This is a genomic window from Oxynema mangrovii CENA135 (assembly GCF_016632315.1).
Classification (GTDB): Bacteria; Cyanobacteriota; Cyanobacteriia; order Cyanobacteriales; family Laspinemataceae; genus Oxynema; species Oxynema aestuarii.
Genome location: NZ_JAEOXH010000001.1, coordinates 359,854 through 378,595, shown reverse-complemented (window position 1 = coordinate 378,595; position 18,742 = coordinate 359,854). Strand labels below are relative to the sequence as shown.

The window sequence follows — 18,742 nt, the reverse complement described above, 5'->3', positions numbered from 1 at the left end:
AGTTGTAGGCGATCGCACCGTCGCCAAGCCGCTTGGAAACAGGAGGCTGCCGTCTGTGGAGCGCAGCCCGAGAGTGTAATTAGCAAGAACGTCACGCTTATTTCAGAGGGAAACAATGCCAAAGCTCGAACAGCGTTTTGATTATGTCAAAATTGGTCTGGCATCTCCGGATCGGATTCGTGTATGGGGGGAAAGAACGCTACCAAACGGGCAAGTGGTCGGGGAAGTCACCAAACCCGAAACGATCAACTACCGCACCCTCAAACCGGAAATGGACGGGCTGTTTTGCGAGCGGATTTTCGGTCCGGCTAAAGATTGGGAATGTCATTGCGGTAAATACAAGCGCGTCCGCCACCGGGGGATCGTGTGCGAGCGCTGCGGCGTCGAAGTGACCGAATCGCGCGTGCGCCGTCACCGGATGGGCTATATTAAGTTAGCCGCCCCGGTGGCTCACGTGTGGTATCTCAAAGGGATTCCCAGTTACATGTCGATCTTGCTGGACATGCCCTTGCGCGATGTCGAGCAAATTGTTTACTTCAATGCCTATGTCGTCCTCAATCCGGGCAATGCGGAGAATTTGCAGTACAAACAACTGCTCACCGAAGACGCCTGGATGGAAATCGAGGATCGACTGTATAGCGAAGACACCGAACTCACCGGGGTCGAAGTCGGGATCGGGGCCGAAGCCCTGCAACGGCTGCTTCAAGATATCAATTTAGAGTCGGAAGCCGAAAGCCTGCGCGAAGAGATCGCTAACTCCAAAGGACAAAAGCGGGCCAAACTGATCAAACGGCTGCGGGTGATCGATAACTTCGTCGCCACCGGATCCCAAGCCGAATGGATGGTGTTATCCTACATTCCCGTGATTCCGCCGGATTTGCGCCCGATGGTACAGCTCGACGGCGGACGCTTTGCCACCTCCGACCTCAACGACTTGTATCGCCGGGTGATCAACCGCAACAACCGTCTGGCGAGATTGCAAGAGATTCTGGCGCCGGAGATCATCATCCGCAACGAAAAACGGATGTTGCAAGAAGCGGTAGATGCCCTGATCGACAACGGGCGCCGGGGTCGCACCGTGGTCGGCGCCAACAACCGACCGCTCAAATCCCTGTCCGATATTATTGAAGGGAAACAAGGGCGCTTCCGTCAGAACTTGCTCGGGAAGCGGGTCGATTATTCCGGTCGTTCCGTGATCGTGGTCGGGCCGAAACTGAAGATCCACCAATGCGGGTTGCCTCGGGAAATGGCGATCGAGTTGTTCCAACCGTTCGTGATTCACCGTTTGATTCGCGCCGGACTGGTTAACAACATCAAAGCGGCGAAGAAACTGATTCAGCGTAACGATCCGAGCATTTGGGACGTTCTCGAAGAAGTGATCGAAGGACACCCGGTGATGCTCAACCGGGCGCCGACGTTGCACCGCTTGGGAATTCAAGCCTTCGAGCCGATTTTGGTAGAAGGGCGCGCCATTCAATTGCACCCGTTGGTCTGTCCCGCCTTTAACGCCGACTTCGACGGCGACCAAATGGCGGTTCACGTCCCGTTATCTTTAGAAGCGCAAGCGGAAGCGCGCTTGTTGATGCTGGCGTCGAACAATATCATGTCTCCAGCGACGGGGCGTCCGATCGTGACGCCGTCCCAGGATATGGTGTTGGGTTGTTACTATTTAACCGCAGAAAACCCGCACCAACAAAAAGGGGCCGGGCGTCATTTTGCCAATCTCGACGATGCGATCGTTGCGTACGAACAACAAGAAGTGGATTTACACGCTTACGTGTGGGTGCGCCTCGACCCCGAAGAGTGGGACGTCGAAGAGGAGGCGTTGGAAGGAAAACCGAAAGTCGAGACCTTAGCCGATGGAACCGTCAGCAAAACGTACCCGTACAGTCGGGTTCGCGAGGATGCGGACGGGAACGTGTTATCGCTCTACGTTTATACGACGCCGGGACGGATTATTTTTAACAAGACGATTCAGGAAGCGCTGGCGGTTTGAGATGGGAAACGCCGCCCGTGTTTTTGCCAAGGCGCCGCCCGATCGCCAAGCGGTCGGGATGGCTGGAGCGATCGAGGAGTTTGCAAAGCGAGGGAAGCTTTAAAAGATGGCTGAAAAAAAATCGATGATTTTCCGCAATCGAGTGGTCAACAAAGGACAACTCAAGAATTTAATTTATTGGTCGTTTACCAATTTCGGGACGGCCCGGACGGCGGAAGTGGCAGACCGTTTGAAAGACTTGGGGTTTCGTTATGCGACGAAAGCCGGAGTGTCGATTAGCGTTGACGATTTGATGATTCCCCCGAGCAAACGGGAACTCCTCGACGAAGCCGAACAGGAGATTTACGAAACCGAGACGCGCTATACCCGAGGGGAAATTACGGAAGTCGAGCGGTTCCAAAAAGTGATCGATACGTGGAACTCGACGAGTGAGAACCTCAAAGACGAGGTTGTGAGACACTTTAAGTCCTCGGATCCGCTCAACAGTGTATACATGATGGCGTTTAGCGGGGCGCGGGGGAATATTTCCCAGGTGCGGCAATTGGTAGGAATGCGGGGCTTGATGGCGGATCCGCAAGGGCAGATTATCGGCTTGCCGATCAAGACCAATTTCCGCGAGGGGCTGACGGTAACGGAGTATATTATTTCGTCGTATGGCGCCCGTAAGGGCTTAGTCGATACGGCGCTGCGGACGGCGGACTCGGGATATTTGACCCGGCGCTTGGTGGACGTGTCCCAGGACGTGATCGTGCGCGAGATCGATTGTTCGACGATGCGGGGGATTCCGTTGCGGGCGATGACCGACGGCGATCGCGTGTTGATTCCACTGCGCGATCGCCTGCTGGGACGAGCTCTGGCGCGCGATGTCATCGATCCGAAGACCGGAGAACCCGTCAGCAGCATTCAGTTTACGAGCCGGGATAAAGAACCGAGACGGATTTATGCGGTTCGCAACCAACCGATTTCCGACGAGTTGGCGCGGGCGATCGAGGCGGCGGGAGTCGAGGAAGTGTTCGTCCGATCGCCCCTGACCTGCGAGGCGACGCGATCGGTGTGCCAGCATTGCTACGGGTGGAGCTTGGCTCACGCTCATTTAGTCGATATGGGCGAGGCGGTCGGCATCATCGCGGCACAGTCGATCGGGGAACCGGGGACTCAATTGACGATGCGGACGTTCCATACCGGGGGCGTGTTCACCGGGGAGGTGGCGCGAACGGTGGTGGCGCCGTTCGACGGCACCGTGCGTTACGAAGCGTCGATGCGGGTGCGACCGTTCCGCACGCGTCACGGTCAGGATGCGTTCGTGGTGGAAAGCCCCAACGCGCAGTTGAGCGTGGTGGACGGTCAGGGTCGCAGTGAAAGTTTCAGTCTGACCCAAGGTTCGACGGTGTTCGTGGCCGATGGCGGGGCGATCGCCGCCACTAAGATCGTCGCCGAGGTCCTCGCGGCGGGTCGTTCTTCGCGCAAGACGACGGAGAAGGCGACCATGGACGTGGATGCGGATTTGGCCGGAGAAGCATTGTTCGCCGACCTGGTGCCGGAAGAGAAAAAAGACCGCCAGGGGAACACGACGCGGATCGCCCAACGCGGCGGCTTGATTTGGATTCTCTCCGGTGAGGTCTATAACTTGCTGCCCGGGGCCGAACCCGTGGTCAAGAATGGCGATCGCGTCGAAGCCGGGAGCGTGCTGGCGGAAACGAAGCTCGTGACCGAAAATGGCGGCGTCGTGCGCTTGGCGCCGGAGCAGAAGACCGACGGCCCGCGCGAGGTCGAAATTATTACGGCGTCGGTCCTGCTCGATCGCGCGATCGTGCGATCGGAATCCATGGGAGGTCACGACCGTTACATTATCGAAACGGCGGGCAATCAGTTGTTCTCCCTGAAAGCAACCCCGGGGACGAAAGTCCTCAACCATCAAGTAGTCGCCGAGTTGATCGACGAACGCTATCGCACCCAAACCGGGGGCATCCTCAAATACGGCGGGGTAGAAGTTCAGAAGCGCGGCAAAGCGAAGCAAGGCTACGAAGTCGTCAAAGGCGGCACCTTGCTCTGGGTACCGGAAGAATGCCACGAGGTCAATAAAGATATTTCCCTGTTGCAGGTGGAAGACGGCCAGTTCGTCGAAGCCGCGACCGAGGTGGTCAAAGATATCAAGTGCAGCAGTTCCGGGGTGGTCGAAGTCACGCAAAAGAACGATATTTTGCGCGAGATTACGATCAAGCCCGGGGAACTGCACATGGTAGACGACCCCGACGAGGTGGCAGTGGAATCGGGCCAGTTAGCTTATCCGGGCCAGGAAGTGGTACCGGGGCTGAGCGTGGACGAGTTGCGCTACGTGGAACACGTGGAGACCCCCGAAGGTCCGGCGATTCTGCTGCGTCCGGCGATCGAGTTTGCGGTGCCGGACGAGCCTGCGATTCCGTCTCAGGATTCGATCGGGGAAGCCAACGACAACGGCATCATTCGCCTGCGCGCGGTGCAACGGATTCCCTATAAAGATGGGGAACGAGTCAAGTCCGTGGAAGGCTTGGAGTTGTTACGCACCCAGTTGATTCTCGAAATTGAGAAGGAAGCGCCGCAGTTGGCGGCGGATATCGAGTTGGTGCCGGATCCGGAAGATCCGGAGTTGATGCGCTTGCAGTTGGTGATTCTCGAATCGCTGGTGATTCGGCGCGACGTGGCGGCGGATCCGACCCAGGGTAGTACGGCGACGCGCTTGCTGGTCGGCGACGGCGACGAAATCACCCCCGGGGCCGTGGTCGCGCGCACGGAAATTCAGTGCAAGGAAGCTGGGGAAGTGCAAGGCATCCGCGAGGGTGGCGAGGCGATCCGGCGGGTGCTGGTGGTGCGCGAGGCGGATTTGGTCAAGGTGAGGACGACCGGGGAACCGAGTTGCCAGCCGCGCGATTTGTTGGTCTCCGGGGTGGAAGTGGCGCCGGGAGAAGTCCTGGAAGAGTCGGGTCAGGTGATGGCGATCGCGCCGTCCTCGGAGGGCGACGGTTACGAGGTGACCTTGCGAACCGGACGGCCTTACCGGGTTTCGCCGGGGGCGGTCCTGCACGTGGAAGATGGCTCGTTGGTGCAACGGGGCGATAATTTGGTGATTTTGGTGTTCGAGCGCGCCAAGACCGGGGATATCATTCAAGGTTTGCCCCGGATCGAGGAATTGCTCGAAGCGCGCAAGCCCAAGGAAGCGTGTATTTTAGCGAAGGGCGCCGGGACGGCCCAGGTGATTTACAACGACGACGAGAGCGTCGAAATCAAAGTCGTGGAGCCGGACGGCAATGTCGAGGACTATCCGATCGGCCCGGGGCAGAATGCCCTGGTGTCCGATGGGGAACAAGTGGAGGCAGCCCAACCGCTGACCGACGGTCCGGCGAATCCTCACGAAATTCTGGAGATCCATTTCAAGGTCAATCAGGAACGCTTGGGGGTTTACGAGGCGGCGTTGGAAAGTTTCGCCAAGGTGCAGACGTTCTTGGTCAACGAGGTGCAGTCGGTGTATCAATCCCAAGGGATCGATATTTCGGACAAGCATATCGAGGTGATCGTGCGTCAGATGACGAATAAGGTTCGCATCGACGACGGCGGCGATACGACGATGTTGCCGGGTGAGTTGGTGGAACTGCGCCAGGTGGAACAGGTCAACGAGGCGATGTCGATTACCGGGGGCGCTCCGGCGGAATATACGCCGATGTTGCTCGGGATTACGAAGGCGTCGCTGAATACGGACAGTTTCATTTCGGCGGCGAGTTTCCAGGAGACGACCCGGGTGTTGACGGAGGCGGCGATCGAGGGCAAGTCCGATTGGCTGCGCGGTCTCAAGGAAAATGTGATTATCGGTCGCTTGATTCCGGCGGGAACTGGGTTCAATGCTTACGAGGAGTTGCAAGCGTCGGATCTCGATGTCGGTTTGGCAATGCCGGAGAGCGTGTTGGATGAGGAGGACGATTTACAAGATATCGTTCTCGACGATCGCACGGCCCGGTCTTACAGTACCAATGGCATGTTTGAGGCGATGGGGGATGACGATGGCGAACAAGAGTCGCCCCAGTCTTCCAAGCGGCGATCGCGTGCCTCGAAGGACGAGGACGAGGAGTTTGGCTCCTTTGATGACGATGAGGAGTTAATCGGCGGCGACTTCGACGAGGACGATGACGACGATCTCGATAACGATGACGACGACGATGACATGTAAGCCTGAAATGTAAGCATCGCTCTCACTCTCGTCGATGACGACCGAGGAGAGTTGCTGTAGATCGTTCGATGAGGGGAGTTCGGCGCCGTCCGGACTCTCCTTTTTTAGTGATTGTTCGGGGGCGACCCGTACAGGCGATCTCTCTGATTATTTTTGAAAAACGGTATTATATCGCTCCCTACAGTATCTATGGTTTGAGGGCGAACGGAGTTTCGGACTCATCCAAAACCCCGTTCGTTCTCACTTCAGGCTTGTAATTGAGCCGTGCGAACCGCGATCGCCCGGGTGCGATCGCCCCGTCGGATCGTCAATTCAACGTTTTGACCGACTTGAGACTGTTCTACCAAATGTTGCAACTGTCCCGCCGTGCGAACGGGGTCGCCGTCGAGGGCCGTCACGATGTCCCCCGCACGCAATCCGGCGGCGGCGGCGGGAGTATTCGGAAGCACGTTAAGGATCAAAACCCCGTCCATTTCTGGCAGTTGGAAAGAAGCGTTGGGGTCGCGATTGTGTTCCCGGGCAATTTCCGGGGTCAGGGTAATCATTTGAATCCCTAAATAAGGATGGGCGATCGCCTCTCCGCTAATTAATTGAGCTTGAATCGCTTTAAACTGGTCGATGGGAATCGCAAAACCAATCCCGTTGGCGTCGGCGCGAATGGCCGTATTGATCCCGATTACCTCCCCGCGTGCGTTGAGCAACGGTCCGCCGGAATTGCCGGGGTTGATGGCGGCGTCGGTTTGGATGAAGTCGAGACGCTTGTCCGGGATTCCCGCTTCGCTGCTCGATCGCTTCAAGGTGCTGACAATGCCGAGTGTAACCGTATTGTCGAGTCCGAGGGGATTGCCGACGGCGATCGCCCAGTCTCCGACCTTTACCTGAGTCGAGTCCCCCAAGGGTGCTACGGGTAAATCCCCTCGGTTGCTGTCGATTTGGACGACGGCGAGATCGGTGACTTCATCGGTTCCTAAAACTTGTCCTTCCAATTGCCGACCGTCTTTGAGGGTGACCGTCACGCGATCGGCGCGATCGACGACGTGAGCGTTGGTGACGACAATTCCCTTTTTATCGATAATAAAGCCCGACCCCTGACCGCGCAACCGTCGTTCTTGAGGCACGGGCGCCACGAAGCGATCGCCGAAAAAGCGCTCAAAAAAGGGATCTTCGGCAAAGGGATCGAAACCGCGCATGGTCACGGTGCGTTCGGTGTCGATGCGAACCACTGCAGGGCCGACCCGATCGACCGCTTGGGTGACGAAACTCCCGGTTCCCGTGGCGTCTACCGCTTGCGGGGCCAAGGCGATCGCCTGGGAATCCGGCACGATCGCGGCACGCACGGGCATGAGGGGGGCGGCGATCGCGAGAACCAGGGCGATCGGGCCGACCCAGAATAAGCTTGTAATTTGCCGCAAATAACGGCTGAATCGATTCGACTCTTCCATCGGATAGTTTGAAAATAAGGGTTTTATTTATTGTAAAGAGTCAGTTTCTGCCCGAGCCAAGTAGAGAAATCACCACCCGGCGATCGGCTTTCCATTGTTTTAGATTTGGGGTTAGCTGAATTGCATTTTGAAAAAAATAGCATTCCTCAATTGAATCAGACTTTTCGTAGAGATTTGGCGACTTGACCCAGTCGATCTGAGAGTCAACGGATTGAAGACGGCGATATTAAGTGGTTAGACATTTCAACTGCATGAGTAAAATTTGTAGGGGTTTGGTTGCCAAACCCCTACCCAACACAATAAGTTCCTATGAGACAGTCGATCGAGAACATATCAAAAAATCTTGTAGGGGTTGGGTCACCCAACCCCTACAGGACACTCATTCACTATCTAACAAGAAATCCATCAAATCAATTCAGTCAAAATAGACTATAATTGCCATTGTAAACCGATTAAACTCATCGCCACGATCGCCACCGCAGACAAGGCGATCGCATCCGGGAGACGAATCGGTTGACGATCGCGATTTTGTCGGATACGACCGTAACCCCGCAGCAACATCGCCCGATAAACTTGTTCCGATTGTTCGTAACTGCGAATTAATAAAGTTCCGGCGAGAGACGCCAACAGAGTTAAATTGCGAGGGCTGAGTTTCTGCGGCTGAAAACCGCGCAATCTCATCGCCATTTGCATCGTTTTGAGGCGATCGCCGATCTCGAATAAGTAGCGATAAAATAACAACATCATATCGGCGAGAATCGGAGACAGTCCCAGCGATCGCATGGCTTCTACCGTGCTTAAAAATGAACCCGTTCCAAACAAAACGAGGGCGACGGTCACGATCGCCAAAAAACGACTCGCAATTAAAATCATCCCCTGCACCCCTTCCGCGTAAAGGGCGATCGGACCGAGATGCAACCAGACCGTTTCCCCCGAAGCGAAGGGTAAAATTAACACAATTCCCAATAGAAAAACCCCGGGATAACGAATGCGTTGCAACCAAAACGAAAACGGTAATTGAGACAGCCAATAAATCAAAACCGTAATTGCGACCGTCGGCAACAACAAGCGCCAATCTTCCACAAACGTATAAGCCAGAATTAAACTACTCAAGCCTAACAGTTTCGATCGCGGTTCCCACCGATGAAGCGGCGAGTCGAGATGGGCGTATTCATCCAAACCTAATTTCATCGGCGATCCTCGATTAACTCCGGTTTAACCCGTTGCAAAAATCCGACTAACATCGCCGTAAACGCGCCTTCAATTGCCATTAACGGCAAGTGTGCCAGGATTAAACCGTAAATAGCGCCGCGTTCCGTGCGATCGTCGAAGCCTTCGGGAATCGTAGTAATCACGAGGCTAAAAAAGATGAGGGCCGCCAGTCCCAAACCGATCGCCCCGGCGAAAAACGCAAACAAGTTACTCGCCCACGATCCCCAGCGTTTGACGAAAGGATAGCGCCATTGAAACAAGTGATAGGAAATTAACGCCGGAACCCCCATCATCGTTGCATTGACGCCCAAGGTAGACAGTCCGCCATGACCGAACATCACCGCTTGAAAAAACAAGCCGATCGCGATCGCGGGAAAGGCATAATACCCTAACACCGTTCCTAACAACCCGTTGAGAATCAAATGGACGCTGACTGGGGGAATGGGGATGTGAATCCAAGAAGCGACGAAAAACCCCGCCGTCAGTAAAGAGGCTTTGGGAATTTGGGCGTGGCTGTCGGGTTGGCGGTCGATCTGGCGCAAGCTATACCAAGTGACGCCACTGGCGATCGCGTATCCGGCAATGCAGATTTTAGCCGGGAGAATACCGTCAGGAATGTGCATCGACTATTTGCCTCGCGAAAAAAATAACGCCGTTCCGACAAACCCCCAAACCCCGGATGCCCCCATCAACAGCATTTGAAGCGGTGTATACCCAGTCTGGCCTTGTTGTGCGATCGCGGGTTCTCCGTCCGGATCGAGAGCGACGCGGACGATTTCTCCATGACCCGCCTGTCTCACTTGGATATCCCAAGCCGGGCCGACGGCGCGGTCGGGAATGAAGAAAAATTGACCGTTCTCGTCCGTGGTTCCTTTCAGCCAAGGATTGGCGGGATCGTCGGTCGCGTAAACGGTGACTTGGGCATTTTGCATCGGTTGACCGCTATCGAAACGGGCTGTAATGGCGATCGCCCGTTCGGTTCGATAGTCCAGGTAGACGCCGTGGGCGATCGCCTCCGAACCGCGATCGCCCAACAGGAACATCCCCAGGAACGCCAGCAACCGCATCGCTCGCCCGAGGCGATCGGTCGTAGAATTAGGATATTTTCGCTTCACGATCGCTCCTCTCGTTTCCAATCAACCCACCAACGCCCTTAAGATTTGGGCATGGCGTGACAGTGACCTTCGCCGACGTGACCCAACGACGGCAAAATTTGCTCGATTTTGTCGTAAGTCGTCGGGGACGTTTGTTTCAGTTGGGCCAAATCCGTTTCGACTTTACCCTCCTGGGCTAAAGCGGCGAGGGGTTCAAAACCGATCGCCCCTCGGTTGAGTTCGTCCTCGGGAGGCAGTTCGCCATCGCCGAATAAATGGTCGAAGTGGAACGTCGCCTCCAATTCGGCATTGCTGGCAGGTTGCACGATCCCTTTGCGTTCGTCGCCGACAAATTCGCCGCAATGAAAAGTGATTTCATCTTCAATTTTGAGAGTAAATTCGACGGTTTCGCCGTCTTTTTGGGCAGTTCCTTCCAAAATTAAGGGATATCCGCCCTCCGGTTCCTCGGGGGCTTTGGCGAGAGTCCACGCCAAGGCATTGTACTGACCTGCGGGGGCGGAGACTTCGCCGACGAGGATCGGTTCGGCGGTGGCGTCACCTGCGGCTAAATCCACGGTTTTTGCCTCGACGAGGGTAATTTCTGTTTGTCCTTGAATCGGACCGCCCGCTTCGGCGTTGTAAGGGGGATCGGTTTGGTAGGCGGTGACGTCACTGAGGTGGACCGCCACGCGATCGAAGTTAATTTGCCAGCCATCTTTGGACACGAAGCCCCGACGCACGAAATCTTCGCCATTAGCGCGCAGGGCGAGGGTTCCGGGGTCTCCAGTAGGAGATTGTGCGGTTCCGCTTTCGGGGGGTTGGCTGCGTTCGCACCCGACAGTCGCCGAGGCGATCGCGATCGCGGCCAAGGTTGCTACGCTGAAAGAGGGTTTATTCACAATCGGTTCGCCCTTAATTCATCTAAAATTTCGACAAGCATGGGGGGCGCGGGGGGAGTGAGTCGCGCTCCGTTTTGCTTATCTATCCAACACAAAAGCGTTTTTCTCGAAAGTTTACAATCCCCTCCTAGGGCATGAATCGGCAAAATGGCAAGGATTTGAGGGATCGATCGCCCGGGAGAAAAAGCCATTGTTCTACCGATGGCAGGGCATTTTCAGTCTGTCTGCGTCTTGAGAATTCGACGATCGATCGCGATCGCGCCGTCGATGTTTTGGCGGGGAATTTCCCTGAATTTTGAGGTGGCGATCGGGGGAAATTTTTATCTTTTTTTAGGGTTTCCTGTCAGCAGCCCTCGTGCGCCCTCAGTGCGATCGCCCCCGTAGGGACTCCAGCCAAACCCACTGCCCCTACTACTGACGGGTTGTTCAATGGCTTGCCCAAGGTTTCCATTCAATTAGTTTCCCCAGCGAGTGGGGACCTACAGCTAAACCTCGTTCAGGTAAGAATACCTCTGGTTTCCATTCAATTAGTTTCCCCAGCGAGTGGGGACAGATAATACAGAAGAGGAACTTGGATCTTATCGTTTAGAGTTTCCATTCAATTAGTTTCCCCAGCGAGTGGGGACTCCTTGAAGGGTTGTCAGTCTTTCGCTGTCTCCCCCTGTTTCCATTCAATTAGTTTCCCCAGCGAGTGGGGACACGATCGTGGGACCCTCTCTGACCAAAGTCGAGAACAGGTTTCCATTCAATTAGTTTCCCCAGCGAGTGGGGACTATTTTCGGGCGCAAAATATGGGATTTTTCGGGCGCCTCGTTTCCATTCAATTAGTTTCCCCAGCGAGTGGGGACTCGGTGCTAACCTCACGGGCACCAACCTCACGGGCGTTTCCATTCAATTAGTTTCCCCAGCGAGTGGGGACTGAAGGGAACATCCTTTGCAGGGACGGTTCAGCCCAGAAAGTTTCCATTCAATTAGTTTCCCCAGCGAGTGGGGACCCGGAATTACCGGATCGTCACGGGGCAGTCCCCCGTAAGAGAGTTTCCATTCAATTAGTTTCCCCAGCGAGTGGGGACTCCTTATCCCCATTTAAAAGTAGCAAGAGTGGGGGCGGGTTTCCATTCAATTAGTTTCCCCAGCGAGTGGGGACTATTAAGAAGGGAAAGAGCGACGGGTTCGGCAGACAGATCGTTTCCATTCAATTAGTTTCCCCAGCGAGTGGGGACGAATTCGATAAATTAAGAAATACGCTGCTCGCGATTGGCAAGTTTCCATTCAATTAGTTTCCCCAGCGAGTGGGGACCCCAAAGGTGATCTTTTTGGTCAACTTTGACGGTCATCACGTTTCCATTCAATTAGTTTCCCCAGCGAGTGGGGACTTAAGCCACCACGCAAAAACCGAGTACTTGATCTCTGCTGGTTTCCATTCAATTAGTTTCCCCAGCGAGTGGGGACACCGTATCCTGGAGGAATAGGAATAATGGATAAATACGTTTCCATTCAATTAGTTTCCCCAGCGAGTGGGGACTTACTACAGTTTCGGTCAGAAGTTTCTTTCCTTGGAGGCGAAGTTTCCATTCAATTAGTTTCCCCAGCGAGTGGGGACGATGCTTCTCGATCGCCAGAGTTGTGTTCCTCTCTGCGGTTTCCATTCAATTAGTTTCCCCAGCGAGTGGGGACTATTGGGAGGCCCTTTTCGAGGGGTGGGACGAGGAACGTTTCCATTCAATTAGTTTCCCCAGCGAGTGGGGACAATTGTGAATTTCTACATTTTAACCATTGCGCTCCTAAGGTTTCCATTCAATTAGTTTCCCCAGCGAGTGGGGACTAGATAAAAATTTATACAAACAGACCGATAAAAAAAACGTTTCCATTCAATTAGTTTCCCCAGCGAGTGGGGACCAAAGCCAAACCAAAAAACCCCAAAGCAGTTTTATTAGGTTTCCATTCAATTAGTTTCCCCAGCGAGTGGGGACCCCCTCTATTGAAACCCTTATGCAGTCAGATGTCCAGAGGCGGTTTGCGAGCCTCAGCCATTTTGTCATGACATTCGGCCCAAAAGAGAGGAGGGAAGAAGGCTCAAAGGCTTGACAGACAAGGGATCGAGGCTCGTAACGAAGATTGGGCATTTCAGGGATTTGAGACGAGCCTCGCAGGAGAGTCAGACAATTGTGGAACCGGGTATTTTCCATAAAGGCGGACCGATGCCCCAGGTTTCGACTTGAGCGACTGTATGCCGCGAAAGAGGATAGAATCGAATACTGTCTTCATCCAAATTAAGTTGGCAACGCAACCGTTTTTGGAGTTCTGCATATTTGTCAGAACTGAGCCAACATTCAAAGGTCGAATACTGTACCCATTGTCCGTATCCTTCTAACAAGTCGTGGATTTTCTGACGACGCTTATTGTCTGGAAGATCGTAAACGATAACATACAACAACATTAGCGAATTTGGTAGGCAACATAAGGTTGTTTCACGGGGTCATAAACGAATTGTTTGAAAGCTTTGACCTGTTGATTGAGCAAATCCCATTTCGGTTGACTTTCCCCAAACTCATCGGTAATAGTTTCCTCCATCCGTTTGACAAAAGCTTTCAGATATTTAACTCGTCCGACATCATTGAGATAACAGCCTCCATTGTGGTAAACAAAATCATCACGAACGTCCATCATCTTGCGATTAATTAAATACATCACGAACGCATCAATGAAAGGAGCGCGAAATTCTTCGAGTAAATCGGAAGCCAAAGCCGCATGAGTACGATGACCTTCGTGCAAACAAGCAACATAAGGATCGAGTCCGTGAACTTCAATCAAAGCCAGTAAGTGATTCCACAAGACTTGATAGCCAAAACTCAGCAAAGCATTGACGGGATTTCCGGGCGGGCGACGAGAACGATCTCCAAAAATGAACTCATCAGAACTGAGACAATCGCCAAAAGCTGAGAAATATTGAGCGGCCCCCGCTCCTTCCAAACCCATAATCCGGGGGATGTTGTCGGCTTGACGTACTTTTTCGACAAGCACGGCTAGGGATTGAATGACCAAATCTAAAGAAGACGAAGGTTGACGGCGATGTTGTCGCATCAAAACGGTACGAGAATTACGCAATTTGGTGCAGACGATTTCGCGAGCAACTTGCAAGCGGTCGCTAAGGGTGAGGTCGTCTTGATAGCGTGCGAGTTGTCGGTAGCCCCGTTCGATGGGCAAAATGCGCCCGTAGCAATATCCCATGCGAGAGAGGTAGACGATGGGAATATTGCGCCAGAGACAAGCCCGAATCACTTGGGTCGTGACTTGCGATTTGCCGAAAATCAAAATCATTTGGAGCAAGGGAAGTTGTACTTCGGCATACAGGGTCTCTTGGCGCTTAACTCGCACAAGTTGGTCATTCAAGGATAAATAACACCCTTGCTCGGAAACATACAGCGCTCTCATTGGCGGTCGAGGTGGTTGGGGTGGCGTTGTCCGAGAGCCGATTCATTCTCCAAGCTGGCTCCAACCGAGTGAGGGGGATGACTCGGTTGCAAATAACGAACGACGACATCGGCAAAGGTTCCAGTGAAGAAACTGGCGAGGGTAATTAAAAAAGTATTGCCAATTACCGCAGCTAACCCTAATGGGGCAATCAGCAAAATGACTAACGTAATCAAACCATTGAGAGCGGCAACAGAAATATTACGAACCAACGCGGAACGATAAGTCAAGTACATAAAGGTACTCCTATTTGATTGGTAAAAAGCTGGAAAGAGGCGCGTAAAGATGCCTCGATGAGATGAAGGGGGGGAGGCGATCGCACTGTAGTAGAGAGCGGCGATCGTCTTCCCCAAAAAGCGAAAAGTGAAAACTAAGCGAGTTGTGCTTGGGCTAATTCATTTTGCAAAATCTCTAGACCCCATTGGGAGAGTTGTTCCAACAAAGGTGTTTGAGGTAACTCCCAATCTTGATCGCTAATTTTCGTGAAAACTTCTAACATTAACTGCCTTAAAATTTTTGGATCGTCATTAATAGTCACGGGAAAGCAATTATTTGCCCATAGAGAACGCAGTTGCGATCGCGTCATGGGTTTAGCTTCATGAATTAACTCATTTCGTTTGTTACGAATTTCGTGTAGGATTTTGTACCATCGATCGTTACGAGAAATATTATCTTTCTTACTCCACCCAACAATTAAGTCTTTAAAACTTGGATTGTAAGATTCAGAAGGCCTAGTAAAAGATGGGGGAATGGTAATCAAATTGAGGCTTAACCAATTTTCTTGTTGACTCCGAATATACAATAAGCGTTCCAACGTCTGAGAAAATTGCATGAAGGCCGTAGAGTAATTTTCTTGTTGAAGTTCTAAAGAAATCAAAAAAATAGTTTCCCAGGTTTGTAAAACTCGATTGTTTCTGATTTTCAGTAAAGAATCCCGCCATTGTTGCACTGCTTCATTTCCAGCCACTTGCTCGACTTTGCGAGATCTCAACCAACCATTTTCAAGATCTTTATCATTAAAAAACTTGAGAATTTCCCAGTTGGATACTAATGACAAATATCCGGCAAGCTGATATAAATATTTGTAGCGCAGCTGATGAGCTGACAACCAAACTTGAGCTTCTTTAAAATCTCCTCGCTCCCATGCAGAAATGATACGAGATCGCTCCAAAGGCCAAAAATACTCGCTCACTGGCACCAAATCATATTCTTGGGAACGAGATGCTGAAGATAGCCCTTCTATCTCTTGATAAAGCGGGTTAGGTTCTTTCGGGTTTGCATTAATGACTTGGAATTCTCTGACTAAGGCAGCCGCACAAATTTCTAAACTTTCTGCAATAGCTGGAACGGCTCCTTTATTTTCGATTAATAAAACCAAATCGCTCTGAGGGGAGGACTGACGAGTTTCTAAAGCAAAAGGTAAGATAAACTTCTCAAATTCTTCCCGAATCAGACGACGATTTACGGCATTGACCATCGGATCGATCGCATCAACTTTTACCTCTTTCCAGGTCGTTTCAATTTTTCGTTTCATTAATTGAGCGAGCCATAAAGTATCTGCGCGACGGTAATTCCAGGCGATCGTTTCTGGTTGATTTGTCGCCCACAAAATAATATGTTTTAAACCAAGTTTAACACTATCTTCTATGATTTTATGGTCGAGTAACAACTCAACTTGGCTAAAATCACCACCCAACCATTCTTCACAATGGTCGTAGTAACGCTTACCCAAATCACGTACACTCCAACGCATTGCAGGTTTATCCGCTTCGTAATATTGACGTTCGATCTTTAATTCTTCATATAATTGATCGATATGAGGAGGATGACTGCGATCTCCATCGGCTCCAAAACAACGAATAATTCCGTCTGAAGAGCGCCAACCGACTTGACGAGTCCCAACCGTAATAATTAAAGTATCTACGCGATCGAGCTTGAAGTTTGAAGATTGAGCCATTGTTTTAGTAACCTGAATGAATGTATTCTCGAAAAATTGAAGCGTTGCTAGAGAATTCAACGTTTCAATAGAAATTAAAAGTTTTAATCGATTTAAGGCATCGGCCAAATTTTAGAAAATTCGTCAGACTTATGTTTTAAACTCTCAAGGTAGGTTTTTCTAGGATTCTCATTAGCACCGAATACAGTAACAACTTGATAGTCGCCTAAATCAGCAATCCAAATTGGAGAAGCTATAACGGTTCTTCCTATTCCACCACATAAATTTTTAGCCTCTTGAACACTCCTGTTATGTTCTAAATCATGAAATTGTTGGTGGAGAACTTTTACGGCAAAACCTTTATCGTTAGCGTCAGAACCGGAAACTACAACGATCTGACAGTGACGATCGATCGCCTCACTCCAAGAATTGCCGTTAACTTGTCCTACAACTAAAGGATGATTGGTTAGAATCTGACGTTGATTGAACTGACCTAAAGCCTGATAAAAATCTTGCAGGCGCTGTTGAAATAAGTCCTTAAACTCGTCAACAGTATCGGGCAACTTCCAGAAGTTATCGTTGCCTTCTGGATATAACGTCGAACCCCGATACCAAGGTGCGTGCTGTCGCGTTGTTCGAGAATAACAAGGACGCCGCGCACCTTGTCCGACTCCTCCAAGATGAAACATCATCCAGGTTAACGCTTTGAATAATTTTTCAATAGTTTGGTGTTCGTTTAGAGGAGCTTCGGGAGAATAGCTCAAAATTAAGTCGCCGACTTGTTCGCCACACTGATCTTGTTTACCCTGTGGTTCTTCTTTGGTGACCCGACCGTTCAAAATTTGAACCCGAACCCAACCCCATCGTTTGGGATTAATCCCACCGAATAGGGTAGCTTCCCAGTCTTGTACTTGTGCTGGGGGCAGTACGCCTAATGCAAAAGTACGAAACCAGTAGCGTAACATTGATTTAAAGGCAATGGGGCGAACTTCGGCATCAGCTCGTCCTCTCATTTGCCATTTTTGATGCCGATTGTTCCAAGACCATTTAGTAAACTTTTGGCGTCCGTGAATGAGTTGACCTTCTAAACTAAATTGGACAGTAAAAAATCCACATTCTGCTTGACCAGCCCCAGCTTTCATCAATGCTCCATAGCCACTATTGATTTGAGAACCGATTCCTTTTTGCAATCCAGCAATCAACCATTTTTTAACTTGGTCTAAAATGGCGGTGTTTCTACAAGAGGTAACCAAGCGCAAGCCAATTAAAAATGTAGGTTCTTTGAGGGATAAAAATGGATTGGGATTGGGATTATAGGAAGGTAAAGCATCATTCTCCCATTTCCAAATATTGTTGGCCATATCGACAGTCAAGCCAAGTTTATTCGGTAAGGGATAAGCATCGAGAAATACGACTTTCCCGGAACGGTTGGCTTTGTTGGAGGCTTCCAGATGTCCGAAATAGGGCGCAACGGCTTTATCTGCCTCCTTCCAAGTCATGCCAGATTCAGACATTTTCTCTCGAATCGCCTGAGTTCGGGCAACACCGCGCAAAGTGGCGGAAGGAATGTAGGGCATTCCCAGGGCATCGAAAGCAGGCAATAAAATACTTTCTGGACCGCGATGTCCGCCGACGCGAATCCGCCAAGAACATTTAACTTGAAAAGTATTGTCATTTCCGGCGATGGCTTTGGTGCGATCGTTGAGTTGTTTCAGACGCTGGTGATATTGAGCGTTCTCTTCTGCCTTTTGCAGAATCTGCACCTTGGTCGCATCTTTATGGGTAGGGTCCGGCGATCGCATCCAACGTAGATATTCCACAAAACTTGCCGTGCGATCGGCTTGCCGTTCGCAATCCTCATACAACCACGGAGAGGGACTTTGCTGGGGATCTCTCCCACCGCCACCACCCCGGTTACCACCACCCCGGTTACCACCGCCACCCTGGTGGTTATTCGTATTATTCCGAGGAGTAGGGCGATTGGGTCGTTGAACCGATTGATTCGGGTCGGGTTTGCTCTTTTTCGGAGGCTGAGGCGGATTAGGTTGTTTGGGTCGTTCCATTGGGTTGGGTGTCATTGCCTTAGTCCTCTCCAGAAACGTCATGATAAATAGCACTCGCCCAAAAGCTAAATTCTCGCGCCAGTGACAATCCCAAACCTGTCAAACCTAGATAGTCTTCCGTTGTGAGATTTTTAAGCGTAGCTAATCCGCGATCGCCTTCCAGATTTTCTATTTCAGAAAGCTCTTGCAAGCATTTGAAGTATTCACGAACGACCTGCTTTTTTCCGTCTTGACTGAGTGCTTGTTCTTCAGCTTTCAGACGCATCATTCCCCAAGTCGAGAGATAAGTATAAAGTTCAACCGCTTGGTTTTTCTGTTCTTTGAGACCAGTATTGTCTTGAGTTTGGGATCGCAATTCAGAAAGCGCTTCATACACGGGGGTAGAAATTGCACGTGGGTCTAAAATCATCAGTAATTTTCCTAAAAAA

At 51.5% G+C, this 18,742-nt stretch carries 13 protein-coding genes and 1 CRISPR repeat array; of the genes, 2 read left to right on the top strand and 11 right to left on the bottom strand.

The window, feature by feature from the left end; translation table 11 throughout:
• Positions 1–115 precede the first annotated feature (115 nt).
• Together JJD41_RS01490 and JJD41_RS01485 are read left to right on the top strand one after the other, a co-directional pair.
• The gene (locus JJD41_RS01490; protein ID WP_168570777.1) at positions 116–1,996 is read left to right on the top strand and encodes a DNA-directed RNA polymerase subunit gamma; all 1,881 of its coding nucleotides are present in this window, start codon (positions 116–118) and stop codon (positions 1,994–1,996) included.
• A 106-nt stretch (positions 1,997–2,102) separates the two neighbouring features.
• Positions 2,103–6,194, top strand: coding sequence for a DNA-directed RNA polymerase subunit beta' (locus JJD41_RS01485; protein ID WP_200664400.1), 4,092 nt, complete (start codon positions 2,103–2,105; stop codon positions 6,192–6,194).
• A 245-nt stretch (positions 6,195–6,439) separates the two neighbouring features.
• Here the strand turns inward: JJD41_RS01485 and JJD41_RS01480 are convergent, their stop codons facing one another.
• From JJD41_RS01480 to JJD41_RS01430, 11 genes are all read right to left on the bottom strand, one after another.
• On the bottom strand, positions 6,440–7,636 hold the full coding sequence (locus JJD41_RS01480) for an HhoA/HhoB/HtrA family serine endopeptidase (RefSeq protein WP_200664399.1): 1,197 nt from the start codon (positions 7,634–7,636) through the stop codon (positions 6,440–6,442).
• Between the two features lie 429 nt (positions 7,637–8,065).
• On the bottom strand, positions 8,066–8,827 hold the full coding sequence (cbiQ, locus tag JJD41_RS01475) for a cobalt ECF transporter T component CbiQ (protein ID WP_200664398.1): 762 nt from the start codon (positions 8,825–8,827) through the stop codon (positions 8,066–8,068).
• Positions 8,824–9,471, bottom strand: coding sequence for a cobalt transporter CbiM (gene cbiM / locus JJD41_RS01470; RefSeq protein ID WP_200664397.1), 648 nt, complete (start codon positions 9,469–9,471; stop codon positions 8,824–8,826). The genes cbiQ and cbiM overlap by 4 nt, the downstream gene beginning before the upstream one ends.
• Before the next feature lie 3 nt (positions 9,472–9,474).
• Positions 9,475–9,963, bottom strand: coding sequence for a carboxypeptidase regulatory-like domain-containing protein (locus JJD41_RS01465; protein WP_370583697.1), 489 nt, complete (start codon positions 9,961–9,963; stop codon positions 9,475–9,477).
• Between the two features lie 38 nt (positions 9,964–10,001).
• On the bottom strand, positions 10,002–10,841 hold the full coding sequence (locus tag JJD41_RS01460; RefSeq protein ID WP_200664396.1) for a DUF4382 domain-containing protein: 840 nt from the start codon (positions 10,839–10,841) through the stop codon (positions 10,002–10,004).
• 443 nt (positions 10,842–11,284) lie between these two features.
• Positions 11,285–12,814: a CRISPR direct-repeat array (repeat unit 36 nt; unit sequence GTTTCCATTCAATTAGTTTCCCCAGCGAGTGGGGAC).
• Positions 12,815–12,999: 185 nt separating this feature from the next.
• Complete coding sequence (gene cas2, locus JJD41_RS01455; RefSeq protein ID WP_200664395.1) at positions 13,000–13,281, bottom strand: CRISPR-associated endonuclease Cas2; 282 nt, start codon at positions 13,279–13,281, stop codon at positions 13,000–13,002.
• Entirely contained in the window at positions 13,281–14,276 is a 996-nt protein-coding gene (gene cas1, locus JJD41_RS01450; protein ID WP_200664394.1) for a CRISPR-associated endonuclease Cas1, read from the bottom strand. The genes cas2 and cas1 overlap by 1 nt, the downstream gene beginning before the upstream one ends.
• The gene (gene csx18, locus JJD41_RS01445; protein WP_200664393.1) at positions 14,273–14,551 is read right to left on the bottom strand and encodes a CRISPR-associated protein Csx18; all 279 of its coding nucleotides are present in this window, start codon (positions 14,549–14,551) and stop codon (positions 14,273–14,275) included. The genes cas1 and csx18 overlap by 4 nt, the downstream gene beginning before the upstream one ends.
• A gap of 134 nt (positions 14,552–14,685) precedes the next feature.
• The gene (locus JJD41_RS01440) at positions 14,686–16,380 is read right to left on the bottom strand and encodes a hypothetical protein (protein ID WP_200664392.1); all 1,695 of its coding nucleotides are present in this window, start codon (positions 16,378–16,380) and stop codon (positions 14,686–14,688) included.
• Positions 16,365–18,329: an RAMP superfamily CRISPR-associated protein gene (locus tag JJD41_RS01435; RefSeq protein ID WP_234488459.1), complete on the bottom strand. Its 1,965-nt coding sequence runs from the start codon at positions 18,327–18,329 to the stop codon at positions 16,365–16,367. Before JJD41_RS01435 ends, JJD41_RS01440 begins: the two co-directional genes overlap by 16 nt.
• A gap of 4 nt (positions 18,330–18,333) precedes the next feature.
• On the bottom strand, positions 18,334–18,723 hold the full coding sequence (locus tag JJD41_RS01430; RefSeq protein ID WP_234488458.1) for a hypothetical protein: 390 nt from the start codon (positions 18,721–18,723) through the stop codon (positions 18,334–18,336).
• Between the last annotated feature and the right edge of the window lie 19 nt (positions 18,724–18,742).